General features: G+C 66.0%; 17 protein-coding genes. 8 read left to right on the top strand and 9 right to left on the bottom strand.

Annotated elements, in window-relative coordinates; all coding sequences use genetic code 11:
* Nucleotides 1-83: 83 nt before the first annotated feature.
* The 9 genes from E5P2_RS01925 to E5P2_RS01885 form a co-directional block, all read right to left on the bottom strand.
* Nucleotides 84-503 carry a F0F1 ATP synthase subunit epsilon gene (locus E5P2_RS01925; RefSeq protein WP_162565487.1) on the bottom strand — a complete coding sequence of 140 codons (420 nt, stop codon included), beginning with the start codon at nucleotides 501-503 and terminating at the stop codon, nucleotides 84-86.
* Between the two features lie 12 nt (nucleotides 504-515).
* Nucleotides 516-1,931 carry a F0F1 ATP synthase subunit beta gene (gene atpD, locus E5P2_RS01920; protein ID WP_162565486.1) on the bottom strand — a complete coding sequence of 472 codons (1,416 nt, stop codon included), beginning with the start codon at nucleotides 1,929-1,931 and terminating at the stop codon, nucleotides 516-518.
* 46 nt (nucleotides 1,932-1,977) lie between these two features.
* A complete protein-coding gene (gene atpG, locus E5P2_RS01915; RefSeq protein ID WP_162565485.1) occupies nucleotides 1,978-2,853 on the bottom strand; it encodes a F0F1 ATP synthase subunit gamma in 876 nt (291 codons plus the stop codon).
* A 24-nt stretch (nucleotides 2,854-2,877) separates the two neighbouring features.
* A complete protein-coding gene (atpA, locus tag E5P2_RS01910) occupies nucleotides 2,878-4,431 on the bottom strand; it encodes a F0F1 ATP synthase subunit alpha (protein WP_162565484.1) in 1,554 nt (517 codons plus the stop codon).
* A 36-nt stretch (nucleotides 4,432-4,467) separates the two neighbouring features.
* Nucleotides 4,468-5,001, bottom strand: a complete 534-nt coding sequence (locus tag E5P2_RS01905; RefSeq protein WP_162565483.1) for a F0F1 ATP synthase subunit delta — start codon at nucleotides 4,999-5,001, stop codon at nucleotides 4,468-4,470.
* 5 nt (nucleotides 5,002-5,006) lie between these two features.
* Nucleotides 5,007-5,477 (bottom strand): F0F1 ATP synthase subunit B, encoded by a 471-nt coding sequence (locus E5P2_RS01900; RefSeq protein WP_162565482.1) that lies wholly within the window; start codon nucleotides 5,475-5,477, stop codon nucleotides 5,007-5,009.
* Between the two features lie 69 nt (nucleotides 5,478-5,546).
* The gene (gene atpE, locus E5P2_RS01895) at nucleotides 5,547-5,810 is read right to left on the bottom strand and encodes a F0F1 ATP synthase subunit C (protein ID WP_162565481.1); all 264 of its coding nucleotides are present in this window, start codon (nucleotides 5,808-5,810) and stop codon (nucleotides 5,547-5,549) included.
* A gap of 59 nt (nucleotides 5,811-5,869) precedes the next feature.
* Entirely contained in the window at nucleotides 5,870-6,757 is an 888-nt protein-coding gene (atpB, locus tag E5P2_RS01890; protein ID WP_162565480.1) for a F0F1 ATP synthase subunit A, read from the bottom strand.
* Nucleotides 6,758-6,761: 4 nt separating this feature from the next.
* Complete coding sequence (locus E5P2_RS01885; protein WP_162570306.1) at nucleotides 6,762-7,262, bottom strand: ATP synthase subunit I; 501 nt, start codon at nucleotides 7,260-7,262, stop codon at nucleotides 6,762-6,764.
* Nucleotides 7,263-7,434: 172 nt separating this feature from the next.
* Between E5P2_RS01885 and E5P2_RS01880 the strand changes: the two genes are divergently transcribed.
* The 8 genes from E5P2_RS01880 (at nucleotide 7,435) to E5P2_RS01850 (ending at nucleotide 15,196) form a co-directional block, all read left to right on the top strand.
* Nucleotides 7,435-8,340 (top strand): aminotransferase class IV, encoded by a 906-nt coding sequence (locus tag E5P2_RS01880; protein WP_162565479.1) that lies wholly within the window; start codon nucleotides 7,435-7,437, stop codon nucleotides 8,338-8,340.
* Complete coding sequence (locus E5P2_RS01875; RefSeq protein WP_162565478.1) at nucleotides 8,337-8,642, top strand: YbeD family protein; 306 nt, start codon at nucleotides 8,337-8,339, stop codon at nucleotides 8,640-8,642. Before E5P2_RS01880 ends, E5P2_RS01875 begins: the two co-directional genes overlap by 4 nt.
* A gap of 8 nt (nucleotides 8,643-8,650) precedes the next feature.
* On the top strand, nucleotides 8,651-9,319 hold the full coding sequence (gene lipB / locus E5P2_RS01870) for a lipoyl(octanoyl) transferase LipB (RefSeq protein ID WP_443083543.1): 669 nt from the start codon (nucleotides 8,651-8,653) through the stop codon (nucleotides 9,317-9,319).
* 17 nt (nucleotides 9,320-9,336) lie between these two features.
* Nucleotides 9,337-10,335 carry a lipoyl synthase gene (lipA, locus tag E5P2_RS01865; RefSeq protein ID WP_162565477.1) on the top strand — a complete coding sequence of 333 codons (999 nt, stop codon included), beginning with the start codon at nucleotides 9,337-9,339 and terminating at the stop codon, nucleotides 10,333-10,335.
* A gap of 225 nt (nucleotides 10,336-10,560) precedes the next feature.
* Entirely contained in the window at nucleotides 10,561-11,604 is a 1,044-nt protein-coding gene (locus tag E5P2_RS01860; RefSeq protein ID WP_162565476.1) for a threonine ammonia-lyase, read from the top strand.
* A 76-nt stretch (nucleotides 11,605-11,680) separates the two neighbouring features.
* Complete coding sequence (locus E5P2_RS37635) at nucleotides 11,681-13,225, top strand: class I adenylate-forming enzyme family protein (protein WP_162565475.1); 1,545 nt, start codon at nucleotides 11,681-11,683, stop codon at nucleotides 13,223-13,225.
* A complete protein-coding gene (locus tag E5P2_RS01855; protein WP_174262622.1) occupies nucleotides 13,206-14,333 on the top strand; it encodes an SLC13 family permease in 1,128 nt (375 codons plus the stop codon). The genes E5P2_RS37635 and E5P2_RS01855 overlap by 20 nt, the downstream gene beginning before the upstream one ends.
* An 8-nt stretch (nucleotides 14,334-14,341) precedes the next feature.
* Nucleotides 14,342-15,196, top strand: a complete 855-nt coding sequence (locus tag E5P2_RS01850; RefSeq protein ID WP_162565473.1) for a DMT family transporter — start codon at nucleotides 14,342-14,344, stop codon at nucleotides 15,194-15,196.
* The last annotated feature ends 1 nt before the right edge of the window (nucleotide 15,197 follow it).

The raw sequence follows: 15,197 nt of genomic DNA, 5'->3' as shown, positions 1-15,197 counted from the left end.
CGGAACCGGCCTAGCCGGGCCGCTCGTGTTGCCCCGGCAGGGGTCAGGCGAAGCGACACGAAGTGCAATAAGCCTGGGGACAGCTACTTCTTTTGCCGGTACTTGCGAAGCGCGGCAAGCTGCGCGGCCATGACCGCCAGCTCCGACTGCGCCATCGCGATGTCGATGTCCGTCTTGGCGTTCTTCAACGCTTCCTCGGCCGCCGCCTTCGCGACATTGGCCTTCTCGTCATCGAGATCCTTGCCGCGGATCGCGGTGTCGGACAGCACGGTGACCGCATGCGGCTGCACTTCGAGAATGCCGCCGGCCACGAAGACGAATTCCTCGCCGCCGTCGGCCGTCTCGATGCGCACGGCGCCGGGGCGGATGCGCGTGATCAGCGGCGTGTGGCGCGGATAGATGCCGAGCTCGCCGGCTTCACCGGGCAGCGCGACGAACTTGGCCTCGCCCGAGAAGATCGACTCCTCGGCGCTGACCACGTCCACATGAATGGTGCCTGCCATGGTGATTCCTTCTTAAGCGACCTTCTTGGCCTTTTCGAAAGCCTCGTCGATGCCGCCCACCATGTAGAACGCCTGTTCCGGCAGGTGGTCGGCTTCGCCGTTGACGATCATCTTGAAGCCGCGGATGGTTTCGGCCAGCGGCACGTACTTGCCGGGCGAGCCGGTGAACACTTCGGCCACGTGGAAGGGCTGCGACAGGAAGCGCTGGATCTTGCGCGCGCGGGCCACGGCCAGCTTGTCGTCGGGCGCCAGTTCGTCCATGCCCAGGATCGCGATGATGTCGCGCAGTTCCTTGTAGCGCTGCAGCGTGCCCTGCACGGCGCGGGCCGTGTTGTAGTGCTCTTCGCCGACCACGTTGGGGTCGAGCTGGCGCGAGGTCGAATCCAGCGGGTCCACGGCCGGGTAGATGCCGAGCGAGGCGATGTCGCGCGACAGCACCACGGTGGAATCCAGGTGGGCGAAGGTGGTGGCGGGCGACGGGTCGGTCAAGTCATCGGCCGGCACGTAGACGGCCTGGATCGAGGTGATCGAGCCGACCTTGGTCGAGGTGATGCGTTCCTGCAGGCGGCCCATTTCCTCGGCCAGCGTCGGCTGGTAGCCCACGGCGGAAGGCATGCGGCCCAGCAGTGCAGACACTTCGGTGCCGGCCAGCGTGTAGCGGTAGATGTTGTCGACGAAGAACAGCACGTCGCGGCCTTCGTCGCGGAACGATTCGGCGATGGTCAGGCCGGTCAGCGCCACGCGCAGGCGGTTGCCCGGGGGCTCGTTCATCTGGCCGTAGACCATGGCCACCTTCGAGTCTTCGAGCTTCTCGAGATTCACGACGCCGGAGTCGGCCATCTCGTGATAGAAGTCGTTGCCCTCGCGCGTGCGCTCACCCACGCCGGCGAACACGGACAGGCCCGAGTGCGCCTTGGCGATGTTGTTGATGAGCTCCATCATGTTCACGGTCTTGCCGACGCCGGCGCCGCCGAAGAGGCCCACCTTGCCGCCCTTGGCGAAAGGGCAGACCAGGTCGATCACCTTGATGCCGGTTTCGAGCAGGTCGGTCGACGGCGAGAGTTCGTCGTACTCGGGTGCCTTGCGGTGGATCGAGGCGGTGAGCTCCTGGCCCACTTCGCCGCGCTCGTCGATCGGACGGCCGAGCACGTCCATGATGCGGCCGAGCGTGGCCTTGCCGACCGGCACCGTGATGGGCGCGCCGGTGTTGGTCACGATCAGGCCGCGGCGCAGGCCGTCGGACGAGCCGAGCGCAATGGTGCGCACGACGCCGTCGCCGAGCTGCTGCTGAACTTCCAGGGTGAGGCCACCGCCTTCGAACTTCAGGGCGTCGTAGATCTTGGGCATCTTGTCGCGCGGGAATTCCACGTCGACCACGGCGCCGATACATTGAACGATCTTGCCTTGAACTGCATTTGCTTGAGCCATCTTCTGCTCCGATAAAAATTGAATCTGTGGGACGTCGAGCGAAGGCTCAGACGCCGGCGGCCGCTGCGGCGCCCGAAACGATCTCCGACAGCTCCTTGGTGATACCGGCCTGACGGGTCTTGTTGTAGATCAGCTTGAGTTCGTCGATCACGTTGCCGGCGTTGTCGGTGGCGGACTTCATCGCGACCATGCGTGCCGACTGTTCGGACGCCATGTTCTCGGCCACCGCCTGGTAGACCAGCGACTCCACGTAGCGCACCAGGAGCTCGTCGATCACGCTCTGCGCATCGGGCTCGTAGATGTAGTCCCACGCATGCTGGCCCTTCTCGAGCTGCAGCGAGTCGGCCGCCAGTGGCAGCAGTTGCTCGACCACCGACTCCTGGCGCATCGTGTTGATGAACTTGGTGTAGCAGAGGTAGACCGCGCCGAGCTTGCCCTCGGCATAGGCGTCGAGCAGCACCTTGACCGGGCCTATCAGCTTGTCGAGGTGCGGCGTGTCGCCCAGCTGGGTGACGTGCGACACCACGCGGGCGCCGATGCGATTCAGGAAGCTGAGGCCCTTGTTGCCGATCGCCACCGCCTCGATCGAGGCGCCGCCGGCCTGCAGCTCGCGCAGCTTGGTCGTCACGGCGCGCAGCACGTTGGTGTTCATGCCGCCGCACAGGCCCTTGTCGGTCGAGACCACGATGAAGCCCGCGGCCTTGACCTCGTAGGTCTTCATGAACGCGTGCGTGTACTCGGGATTCGCCTGTCCGAGATTGGCCGCGATGTTGCGGATCTTCTCGCTGTAGGGACGGGCGGCGCGCATGCGTTCCTGCGCCTTGCGCATCTTCGACGCGGCCACCATTTCCATGGCCTTGGTGATCTTCTTGGTGTTCTCCACCGATTTGATCTTGCCGCGGATTTCCTTGCCAGCTGCCATTGGGACTCCTTGGGTCGTCGTCGATCAGGCGAACGATTTTTTGAACGCAGTCACGGCAGCCAGCAGTTCAGCCTCGGCATCCTTGTCGAGCGCCTTGGCCTGTTCGATCTTGTCGAGCAGCGGACCGTGGCTGGACTTGAGGAACTGGTGCAGGCCGTGTTCGAACGCCAGCACCTTCTTGACGTCGATGTCGTCCATGAAGCCCTTGTTGACAGCGAACAGCGACGCGCCCATCAGCGAGATCGGCAGCGGGCTGTATTGCGCCTGCTTCAACAGTTCGGTCACGCGGGCGCCGCGGTCGAGCTGCTTGCGGGTCGCTTCGTCGAGGTCGGAGGCGAACTGCGCGAAGGCGGCGAGTTCGCGGTACTGCGCGAGGTCGGTACGGATACCGCCAGACAGGCCCTTGATGACCTTGGTCTGCGCCGACGAGCCCACGCGCGACACCGAGATACCGGCGTTGATGGCGGGCCGGATGCCGGCGTTGAATAGATTGGTCTCCAGGAAGATCTGGCCGTCGGTGATCGAGATCACATTGGTCGGCACGAAGGCCGACACGTCGCCGGCTTGCGTCTCGATGATCGGCAGCGCGGTGAGCGAGCCGGTCTTGCCCTTGACTTCGCCCTTGGTGAAGGCTTCGACATAGTCGGCATTGACGCGCGCGGCGCGTTCGAGCAGGCGGCTGTGCAGGTAGAACACGTCGCCGGGATAGGCTTCGCGGCCCGGCGGGCGGCGCAGCAGCAGCGAGACCTGGCGGTAGGCCACGGCCTGCTTGGACAGATCGTCATAGACGATCAGCGCGTCCTGGCCGCGGTCGCGGAAGTACTCGCCCATCGTGCAGCCGGAATACGCGCTCACGTACTGCATGGCGGCCGATTCGGAGGCCGAGGCGGCAACCACGATGGTGTAGTCCATCGCACCGGCCTGCTCGAGCGCGCGCACCACGTTCTTGATCGACGAAGCCTTCTGGCCGATCGCGACGTAGACGCAGGTCATGTTCTGACCCTTCTGGTTGATGATCGCGTCGATCGCCACCGCGGTCTTGCCGGTCTGGCGGTCGCCGATGATCAGTTCGCGCTGGCCGCGGCCGATCGGCACCATCGAGTCGATGGACTTGAGGCCGGTCTGCATCGGCTGGTCGACCGACTTGCGGGCGATCACGCCGGGCGCGACCTTCTCGATCACGTCCGTCATCTTGGCGTTGACCGGACCCTTGCCATCGATCGGCTGGCCCAGCGCATTGACCACGCGGCCGATGAGTTCGGGGCCGACCGGCACTTCCAGGATGCGGCCCGTGCACTTGACGGTGTCGCCTTCCGAGATGTGCTCGTACTCGCCCAGAATCACGGCACCGACCGAGTCGCGCTCGAGGTTCAGCGCCAGGCCATACGACGGCGTGCCGTCGGCGCTGGGCGGGAACTCGAGCATTTCGCCCTGCATCGCGTCCGACAGGCCGTGCACGCGCACGATGCCGTCGGTCACCGACACCACGGTGCCCTCGTTGCGGATGTTCGCGCTGACGCCGAGACCCTCGATGCGGCTCTTGATCAGTTCGGAAATTTCTGCGGGATTGAGTTGCATGACTCTTTCCTTCTTTCTTGGTAAGGGCTGACGGCCTCAGGCGGCTGCCAGCGCAACTTTCATTTGTTCGAGGCGCGCTTTGACGGAGGTGTCGAGCACCTCGTCGCCGACCACCACGCGAATGCCGCCGATCAGCGAGGGATCCTGCTGCACCGTGAGCTGCAGCTTGCGGCCGAAGCGCTTTTCGAGCGCCGAGGACACAGAGCCGAGCGCTGCGGCGTCGATCGGGAAGGCGCTGTACACCACCGCATCGGACGAACCGCTCTGCGCATTCGCCAGCGTGCGGAACTGCTTGGCGATCTCGGGCAGCACGGCGAAGCGGCCGTTTTCCAGCAAGGCCATCAGGAAGTTGTCCGCCGCCGGCGGCAGCGCCGAACCGTGGGCACCGGCGATCACGCCCAGCACCTGCTCGGGCGTGGCCTTCGGGTTGTCCGCGAACTGCTGCAGCTCGGGATTGCCGGAGATGGCCGCGACGCGGTCGAGCCAGGCGGCCGTGCCCTGGAGGTCCGACGAAGACGCCTTGAACAAGGCCTCGGCGTAAGGACGCGCAATGGTGGCGAGTTCTGCCATGGCGATCAGAGTTCGGTCTGCAGGCGGGCCAGCAAATCGGCGTGGACGGCCGGATTCACTTCCTTGCGCAGGATCTGCTCGGCGCCCTTGACGGCCAGTGCGGCGACCTGCTCGCGCAGCGCCTCGCGCGCCTTCACGGCCTGTTGCTCGGCCTCGACCCGGGCGGCCGCGACGATCTTGTTGCCTTCTTCGGTGGCGCGGGCCTTGGCCTCTTCGACGATGGCCTGGCCACGGCGTTCGGCATCGGCCAGACGTTGCGCGGACTCGTTGCGCGCCTGGCCCAGTTCGACTTCGACGCGCTTGTTGGCGGCGGACAGTTCGGACTTCGCCTTCTCGGCGGCTGCCAGCCCTTCGGCGATCTTATGGGCGCGCTCGTCCAGTGCCTTGGCGATCGGCGGCCACACGAACTTCATCGTGAACCCGATCAGAATCAGGAACACGATCATCTGAACGATCAGGGTACCGGTAATGCTCACTTTTCACCCTCTTTGGGATTGACCTAAGCCGTTCCGCGGGAATGACGACGCGGGTCCGACGGGAAAGCCTTACTTCGGCAGGTTGGCGATTTGCGACAGGAACGGGTTGGCCGTGGCGAACCACAGGGCAACACCGGTACCGATGATGAACGCGGCGTCGATCAGGCCGGCCAGCAGGAACATCTTGGTTTGCAGTTCACCCATCAGCTCGGGTTGGCGTGCAGCGGATTCGAGGTACTTGCTGCCCATGATGCCGATCCCGATACATGCGCCGACCGCGCCCAGACCGATGATCAGGCCGGCGGCCAGTGCGACAAAGCTGATAACTTCCATGATGACTCCTAGAGGACTTTGGTTGATTGAAGAGAAAGGAAAACGCGAGAAAAAGCGGGTCAGTGGTGGTCGTGCGCCTGACCGATGTACACCAGTGCCAGCATCATGAAGACGAAGGCCTGGATGGTGATGATCAGGATGTGGAAGATCGCCCAGGCCGTGCCGGCGATGATGTGGCCGATGGCCAGGCCCACGCCGGTCGCCGAGGCGGTCCAGGCGCCGCCCATCAGGGCGATCAGCAGGAAGATCAGCTCGCCGGCATACATGTTGCCGAACAACCGCATGCCGTGCGACACGGTCTTGGCGACGAACTCGACCATCTGCATCGCGAAGTTGCAGATGCCGAGGACGATCGCGACGATCGGGTTCTTGCTGGTGCCGAAAGGTGCGGTGACGAGCTCATGGGCCCAGCCGCCGGCGCCCTTGATCTTGACGTTGTAATAAAAGCAGATCAGCAGGATCGAGACCGACAGGCCCATGCAGACCGAGAGGTCGGCGGTGGGCACGACCCGCAGGTAGGCGTGGTGAGGATCTTCGCCGGTGGCGCCGACGACCTTGCCCCAGAGGGCGGGGAACAGGTCGACCGGGAACAGGTCCATCGCATTGAGCAGCATGATCCAGACGAAGATCGTGAGGCCCAGCGGCGCGACGAACTTGCGGCTCGTCGCGTTGTGGACCAGACCCTTGGCCTGGTTGTCGACCATCTCGACCAGGATTTCCACCGCGGCCTGGAAGCGGCCCGGCGCGCCCGATGTCGCCTTGCGCGCGCCGAGCCAGAGCAGCCAGCAGCCGATCACGCCCAGCAGGATGGAGAAGAACAGCGAATCGAAGTTGAAGACCGTGAAGTCGACGACGCCCGAAGGCTTGTGGCTTTGAAAATACGTCAGATGGTGAATGATGTATTCACCAGCGGTCTGACCTTGTTCCGCAGCGTTTTCAGCAGCCATCCGTTTACTCGTCTCTCAGTTTCAGGCGCCTGGGGGCCAGCATCACCGCCACCCAAGCCGCCTTCATTGTCACCACCAGGCCGATCAGCATTGCTGGCCAGCTCAGCGCCGTAATCAGCCTTGGCGCGGCGATCAGCATCGCCACCGTCAAGGCCATCTTGACCATTTCCCACAAAAGGAATCCGAACATCGCAGTGCCCGGATTCAGGGATGAAAACCGTCCGGTCAGCCCCCGTGCGAAGACCGCAGCGGGAACGACCACTGCCAGCGCACCGTATCCGGCGGACCACCCCAGATTTTGCCTTCCCGTCAGACCCCAGGTGACCAATGCCACCAGCAGCCCCCCAACGACCTGAACCGCGATCACGCGCCAAGGCGAGATCGATGGCTTCCTGTCGCGCAGCCGCCGAGCCTCATCGGCTGTCAGCGGCTTGAAGTCATCGTCCGGGTCCTGAACTTCCTCAGGAACTCTCGCATTCAGGGCATCTCGGGCGATTGTTTTCATTTCGAATGAAGCCCGGATGACGACCCAGATTTTGACAAAGCCATTGATTATAAATAAAAAACACCCGCTCTCCGGCATGTTCCTGCGCCCGACTCGGAAAAGAGGCTCGGCCATCGACGCGGCCATGGCAGCGCGCTTGGAAAGCGCCGGCATGCCCCCACCATAATCGCTCATGCATCCGATCCTCGACGCCCTCCCCGAGTCCCTGTGCTACCTCGACGGCGACTACACGCCGTTGCGCGATGCGAAAGTCAGCGTGCTCGACCGCGGCTTCATCTTCGGCGACGGCGTCTACGAGGTCGTGCCTGCCTATGGCGGCCAGCCTTTCGGCTTCGAGGAGCACATGGCGCGCCTCGACCGCTCGCTGGCCGAGTTGCGCATCGCGAACCCGCTCACCCACGCACAGTGGCGCGAGGTGGCGATGCGGCTGATCGAGGCGAGTGCGCCGGCTGCGCGCAGCGGCGCGCAGGCCGTGTACTTCCAGGTCACACGCGGCGTCGCGCCGCGCGACCACGCGATGCCCGAGGGCCTGACGCCGACGGTCTTCGCGATGGTCAACCCCCAGAAGCCGATCTCCGACGCCGTGCGCGCCGCGGGCGTCGCCTGCGTCACCGCGCACGACTTCCGCTGGCAGAAGGCGCACATCAAGAGCACCAGTCTGCTCGGCGCCGTGCTGGCACGCCAGATCAGCGTGGAGGCCGGAGCGGCCGAAACCATCATGTTCCGCGGCGACTGGCTCAGCGAGGCGTCGTCCAGCAACGTCTGGGTCGTGAAGGACGGTACGGTCAGCGGTCCGCCCAAGGACGAACTGGTGCTCGCCGGCATTCGCTACGGGCTGATCGAAGGGCTTTGCGCCGACGCCGGCATCCCGTTTTCGCTGCGGCGCATCGCGCGCGACGAAGTATTCGGCGCCGACGAGCTGCTGCTGTCCTCGGCCAGCAAGGAAGTGCTGCCGGTCGTCGCGCTCGACGGCCAGACCATCGGCAGCGGCCGTCCGGGTGCGATCTACCAGGCACTGTATGCCGGCTACCAGCGGGCCAAGCAGCGCAGCACGCAAGACAAGGGAGTTCCCGCATGAGCATTTCGCCCGACACAGAACCCGGCGCGCCGGTGGACGCGCGCAAGGAATCGCTGATCGAATACCCCTCGCAGTTCCCGATCAAGGTGATGGGCGCCAAGGCCGACGGCTTCGTGCATGCCGTCACCGAGATCGCCGAACGCTTCGATCCCAACTTCGATGCCAGCACCATCGAACTGCGCAACAGCAAGGCCGGCAACTACCTGGGCGTGACCATCACCGTCACCGCCACCAGCCGCGAGCAGCTCGATGCCATCTACATGGCGCTGTCCGCGCATCCGATGGTGAAGGTGGTGCTCTGAGCACAGGCCTGCAGGTCGAGCTGCTCGGCCGCACCGATTACGCCTCGACCTTCGAGGCCATGCAGCGCATGACCCAGGCCCGCACGCCCGAGGTCGCCGATGCGCTCTGGATCTGCGAGCACGCGCCGGTCTACACGCAGGGCCTGGCCGGCAAGGCCGGCCATGTGTTGAACCCGGGCGACATCCCCGTGGTCCAGACCGACCGCGGCGGCCAGGTCACCTACCACGGCCCCGGTCAGGTGGTCGCCTATCCGCTGATCGACCTGCGCCGCGCCGGCTACTACGTGAAGGAGTACGTCTACCGGATCGAGGAATCCGTGATCCGCACACTGGCGCACTTCGGCGTCACGGGCCATCGCGTCGCGGGCGCGCCGGGCATCTACGTGCGGCTCGACGATCCGTTCTCGCATGCGGCGCTCACCGGCCCGATGATGGCTTCGGACCCGTTCCGTGGTCTCGGCAAGATCGCCGCGCTCGGCATCAAGGTCAGCCGCCATTGCACCTACCACGGCGTCGCGCTCAACGTCGCGATGGACCTGGAACCCTTCTCGCGCATCAACCCCTGCGGCTACGCGGGCCTGAAAACCGTCGACCTTTCTACAATCGGCGTTCAAACAACCTGGGACGAAGCGGCGCGGGTGCTGGGCAACAAGCTCGGTGTCTACCTCGCACCCTGAGCCCCGACAAAGAAGTCATGAGCACCTTCGACGTTGTCCGCGACGCACAGAGCGCCGAGAACTACAACCCCCTGGCCAAGCAGAAAGCCGCGGCCAAGCTGTCACGCATCCCGGTCAAGGTGGTCCAGGGCGAGGTGCTCAAGAAGCCCGACTGGATCCGCGTGCGCGCCGGCAGCCCCACCACCCGCTTCTACGAGATCAAGCAGATCCTGCGCGAGAGCAACCTGCACACCGTCTGCGAAGAGGCCTCCTGCCCCAACATCGGCGAGTGCTTCGGCAACGGCACCGCCACCTTCATGATCATGGGCGACAAGTGCACGCGGCGCTGCCCGTTCTGCGACGTCGGCCATGGCCGGCCCGATCCGCTGGACAAGGACGAGCCGCTCAACCTCGCCAGGACCATCGCGAAGTTGCGCCTCAAGTACGTCGTCATCACCAGCGTCGACCGCGACGACCTGCGCGACGGCGGCAGCCAGCACTTCGTCGACTGCATCCGAAACATCCGGGAGCTCTCGCCAGAGACGCAGATCGAGATCCTGGTGCCCGACTTCCGCGGCCGCGACGACCGCGCGCTCGAGATCCTCAAGGCCGCGCCGCCGGACGTGATGAACCACAACCTCGAGACCGCGCCGCGCCTCTACAAGGAAGCGCGCCCCGGCAGCGACTACCAGTTCAGCCTCAACCTGCTCAGGAAATTCAAGGCGCTGCACCCCGAGGTGCCGACCAAGAGCGGCATCATGGTTGGCCTCGGCGAGACCGACGACGAGATTCTGCAGGTGATGCGCGACATGCGCGCGCACGGCATCGACATGCTGACCATCGGCCAGTACCTCGCGCCCAGCAGCAGCCATTTGCCGGTGCGCCGCTACGTGCATCCCGATACCTTCAAGATGTTCGAGGACGAGGCCTACAAGATGGGCTTCAGCCACGCAGCCGTCGGCGCGATGGTGCGTTCGAGCTACCACGCCGACCAGCAGGCGCACGCCGCCGGGGTACCTGACACGACGCGCAATTGACCCTGTTCCAGCTGCGATAAATTGCGCGTGACCCCCTGTCTCCTCCACCCCGACTGCTTGCGATGCGCCGCTGCGCGCGTCTCTCGCATGCACGGTGCGGTGCGGGACTTCTCCATTCGAATTTGCCTGGGTCGTTGAGCTACGGCCTCGGCCGGTGCTCGGCGATCCGACCGCACCAGGCACGGCGAGAACGCTCGCCGATTCAACTCGAATGGAGATTTTTTGATGAATTCATTGTTCAAGGACGCGTGCACGTCCAGCGTCGCTGACGGGCCCTCGCTGCACGAGATCCAGCAAACCGCCAAGCGTCTCGACGGCCTGATCGTCGAAACACCCGTGTGGCGCTGGCAGTCCGGCATCGTCGAGCAGGTGCTCAAGCCCTCGACCAGGGTCTGGCTCAAGCTGGAGCTTTTTCAGCACACCGGCAGCTTCAAGCTGCGCGGCGCCATGAACTGCGTGGCCTCGCTCGATGCGCCTGCGCTTCGCCAGGGTGTGGCGGCCGCGAGCGCAGGCAACCATGCGATAGCGGTGGCATATGCCGCCCATTCCGTCGGCACGCACGCCAGACTGGCGATGCCGCGCCATGCCAGCCCGGTGCGCATTGCCGCCTGCAAAGCCCATGCCGCAGAAGTCCACCTGACTGACACGGTGCACGAGGCATTTGCGCTCGCGAGGCGCTGGGTCGATGAGGAAGGCCGCACCATGGTCCATCCTTTCGACGGGCCGCAGATCGCGCAGGGAACCGCCACTGTCGGCCTTGAGCTGATGCGCCAGGTGCCGCAGCTGGATGCGGTCGTGGTGCCCGTCGGCGGCGGTGGCCTGATCGGCGGGATCGCTGCAGCGGTGAAGCAGATCAATCCGGATTGCGTCGTGCTGGGCGTCGAGCCTTTCGGAGCGGACGCGATGTACCGCAGCTTCCATGCTGGCCACACGCAGACACTGGAGCGCGTCGCCACCATCGCCGACAGCCTGGGTGCGCCGTACACGCTGCCTTACAGCTTCAGCCTATGTCGGCGGTATGTCGACGCGATCGTGCGTGTGTCGGACGACGAACTCGCGCGCGCAATGCATTGGCTGTTCCGCGACATGAAGCTCGTGGCCGAGCCGGCCGCCGCCGCGGCCACGGCGGCGTTGTTCGGGCCGCTGAAGGCACAGCTCGACGGTATGCGGGTCGGGCTGCTCGTTTGCGGCACGAACATCGATGCACCTCGCTTCGCCGAGCATGTAGAACGTGGTGCGGCTCTGAATTCGGAGCCGCAGATGGCTTAGTCACGACACTTCGAGATACCCGTTCTTGTCATGCGAGAGATATCCTGCGGACCATGCATATTTTCTTGGCAGCGGCATGAGCCCGATCCTGGCGGCGATGGACCGCGACTTCAATCTGATCGCCGACCTGGTCCGGCTCCAGGCGCAGCATCGGCCCGAGCGGCCTGCGCTGGTCGATGCGACACGCGAACTGAGTTGGGGCGCGCTCGACGCGCTGATGGACCGGATCGCCACCAGCCTGCAGCGCGACGGCCTGCAGGCCGGTGATGCAATCGCGATCTGCGCCGCCTCGAGCGTGACCTATGCAGCGTTGTTCCTCGGCGCGCTGCGGGCCGGCGTGGCGGTCGCGCCGCTGGCGCCCGGCTCGACCGCGGCCAGCCTGGCGCGCATGATCGACGACGCCGAGGCGCGCATCCTGTTCGTCGATGCGGCCGCGGCCGAACTCATCGCAGCGGCCGGCGACCGCGCCATCCCCCGCATCGCGCTCGATGGATCAGCAGCCGGCGCCGACTTCGACGCCTGGCTGGCACCCGCCGAAGCGCGGCCCGCAGCGGTCGCACTGCAGTCCACCTCGCCCTTCAACATCATCTATTCCTCCGGCACCACCGGCGAGCCCAAGGGCATCGTGCAGGGCCACGGCATGCGCTGGGCGCACGTGCGGCGCGGCGCAAAGTACGGCTATGGACCGGACACGGTCACGCTGCTGTCCACGCCGCTCTACTCCAACACCACGCTGGTCGTTTTCTTCCCGACGATCGCCTATGGCGGCTGCGTCGTGCTGATGCCCAAGTTCGATGCCGCCGGCTACCTCGCGCTGGCACAACGCCATCGAGTGACCCACACGATGCTGGTGCCCGTGCAGTACCAGCGGCTGATGGCGCATCCCGATTTCGACACCTTCGACCTGTCGAGCTTCCACGCCAAGTTCAGCACCAGCGCACCTTTCAACGCCGCGCTCAAGGCCGACGTGCTGAAGCGCTGGCCCGGCGGCCTGATCGAGTTCTACGGCATGACCGAAGGCGGCGGCACCTGCATCCTCGAGGCGCACCTGCACCCGACCAAGCTGCACACCGTGGGCCGGCCGGCCGAGGGCAGCGACATCCGGCTGATCGACGATGCAGGCCGCGAGGTCGCACGCGGCAAAGCAGGCGAGGTCGTGGGCCATTCAGCCGGCATGATGGTGGGCTACCACCGCCAGCCGGAGCGCACGCGCGAGGCCGAGTGGTTCGACCCCGACGGCAAACGCTTCATCCGCACCGGCGACGTCGGCCGCTTCGACGAGGACGGCTTCCTCGTGCTCTTCGATCGCAAGAAGGACATGATCATCAGCGGCGGCTTCAACATCTATCCGAGCGATCTCGAAGCCGTGCTGCGCGGGCACGCGGCGGTGGCCGACGTCGCCGTCGTCGGCGTGCCTTCCGTGCAATGGGGCGAGACGCCGGTGGCCTTCGTCGTGCGGCATGCCGGCGACGACACCAGCGCCGAGGCGCTGCTGCAATGGACCCACGCGCAAGTCGGCAAGACCCAGCGTCTCGCGCGCCTGCAGTACATCGACGAGCTTCCGCGCAGTGCCATCGGCAAGGTGCTCAAGCGCGAACTGCGTGAACGTGACGCGCGCTGAGGCTGCCCCGCAGCCGTCCGAACACGGCGGCGGCGGCAACGGGCTGCTGTGGGTTCTGGTGCTGGTCGCGATCGGCTTCGCGATCCTGCGTCCGCGTGCACTGCCCGACTATCCGAAGCTGATCGACTGGCAGACCCTCGGAGCGCTGGCCGGCCTGCTGGCCATCACGCAGGGCGTCGAGCAGAGCGGCATGCTGCAGGCGGCCGCGCAGCGGCTGCTCGCACGCGCGACCCATCTGCGCGGACTGGCGCTGATGCTCACCGCCAGCGCGGCCCTGCTGTCGGCGCTGGTCACCAACGACGTGAGCCTGTTCCTGCTGGTGCCGCTCACGCGCGTGCTGGCGGCGCAGGCCCATCTGCCGCTGGGGCGGCTGGTGGTGCTCGAAGCGCTGGCCGTCAATGCCGGCTCGGCGCTGACGCCGATCGGCAATCCGCAGAACCTCTATCTCTGGCACCGCTCCGGCGAAAGCTTCGCGGGCTTCATCACCATGATGGCGCCGACGGTCGCGGCGATGCTGTTCTGGCTCTTCGTCGCCGTCTGGCTGCTGGTGCCGCGCACGCCGATCGCGCTCAAGCCATCGGCCGATGCGGCGCCGGTGCAGCCGCGGCTGCTCGCGCTGTCGGGGGCGCTCTTCATCGGCTTCGTGGTCGCACTCGATCGGCACTGGCTGTTGGCCGGACTCGGCGTGGTGTTCGCCGCCTTCCTGCTCTTTCGGCCGCGCGTGCTGCTCGGCATCGACTGGGCGCTGCTGGCGATCATCGCGCTGATGTTCGTCGACCTGCGGCAGCTGGCGTATCTTCCCGCGGTCTCGGCGCTGCTGCAGGCATGGCCGATCGCCGAAGGCTGGCGCGCCTACCTCGCGGCGATCGTGAGCTCGCAGTTCATCAGCAACGTGCCGGCCGCGATCCTGCTCGACCGCTACGTGCACGACCTGCCGGCGCTGGCAGCCGGCGTGAGCGTGGGCGGCTTCGGCTGCGTGCTGGGCTCGCTGGCCAACCTGATCGCGCTGCGGCTCGCGAAGGTGCCGCACGGGCTGCGCGAATTCCATCGCATCAGCATTCCGTTTCTTCTGGTCTGCGCGGCCTCGGCGCTGCTGCTTCGGCTTTGATTGAATTCATGTCGCCCACGCTGAACGCCCTCGTCGCCATCGCCCTCTGGGCCTCGCTCGCCTCCTTCGGCACCGCGCTCTCGCACGTGCCGCCTTTCCTGCTCACGGGGCTGGCGCTGCTGGTCGGCAGCGTGCTGAGCTGGCCATCGGTGCTGCGCGACCGCCAGGCATGGGCCATCCCGGCGCGCACGCTGGCACTCGGCGTCTATGGCCTGTTCGGATTCCACTTCCTGCTTTTCATCGCGCTGCGGCATGCGCCGCCGGTGGAGGCCAACCTCGTCAACTACCTGTGGCCACTCCTCATGGTGGTGCTGGCGCCGCTGCTGCTGCCGGGCCTGTCGCTGCGTCCGATGCACGTGGTCGCGGCGCTGCTGGGCTTCGCGGGCGCGGCGATCGCGATCCTCGGCGCGCGCGGCGGTGACGCGTCGACAGTCGGCGCGGGCGTGAGTTACTGGGGCTTCGCGCCGGCGCTGGGCTCGGCCTTCATCTGGGCCAGCTACTCGCTGTGGACGAAACGCGTGCCGGCATTTCCGACCACGGCGATCGGCCTGTTCGGACTGATTTCAGGCGTGCTGTCGTTGGCCTGCCATGTGCTGCTCGAACCCTCGGCCGCGCTATCGCTGCGCGACGGGCTGCTGATCGTTCTGTGCGGCCTCGGTCCGCTGGGCGCGGCCTTCTTCTTCTGGGACATGGCGCTCAAGCGCGGCGATGCGCGCCAGCTCGGCATCCTGAGCTACATCACGCCGCTGGCCTCGACCGCGCTGCTGATGCTCGTGACAGGCCGGCCGTTGAGCTGGAGCATCGCGCTCGCGGCCGCGCTGATCATCGCGGCCGCGGTGATGGGCTCGCGCATCCGCGCGTGAC

The organism is Variovorax sp. SRS16 (genome assembly GCF_901827165.1).
Lineage (GTDB): Bacteria > Pseudomonadota > Gammaproteobacteria > Burkholderiales > Burkholderiaceae_C > Variovorax.
Note: the sequence above shows the minus strand (reverse complement) of the source record. Positions and strands in the feature narration are given on the sequence as shown.